Genomic DNA, 500 nt, shown 5'->3' on the forward strand with positions numbered 1-500 from the left:
GATGCGCGCCGGCGGGGGGCCGTCGCCGCCCCCCATCACCGAGCCGACCGTCGCGATGGCCTGCAGCGCGGTGAAGAGGCCTTCGCCCGTCGCGGTCTTGGGCGCCGGCTTCAGACCGTCGATCGCCGCCTTCACCGCCTCGCGATTGGTGGTCGGGGAGACCAGCAGCGAGGCGTTGGCCGCGAACTCAACCAGGCCCAGGTTGATGGCCGGCGTCAGCTGGCTGGCGAACTGGCTGGCCGCCTCCTCGGCGGCCTTGAGCCGGTTCGGCGGGACGTCGGTGGCCCGCATGGACTGCGAGATGTCGATGACCAGCACGATGACGGCCCGGTTGCGCGGGATGCGCATGTCATGGGTCGGGGTGGCCAGCGCGATGGTCAGCAGGACCAGGCTGAGCAGTGAGACGGCGATGGGAATGTGCCGCGTCGGCGACTGCGGCACGTTCGCCTCGGTGAACCGGCGCAGCCGGCGCCGGCGGCGGCCCTGGACCACGACGTAGA

The 500-nt window shown here is 72.0% G+C and carries 1 protein-coding gene; it reads right to left on the reverse strand.

The features are described 5' to 3' along the window. On the reverse strand, positions 1–500 hold a 500-nt coding region (locus A5678_RS18130; RefSeq protein ID WP_156746971.1), incomplete at both ends, for a VWA domain-containing protein.

This window comes from Mycobacterium sp. E2733, from assembly GCF_001667585.1.
GTDB lineage: Bacteria > Actinomycetota > Actinomycetes > Mycobacteriales > Mycobacteriaceae > Mycobacterium.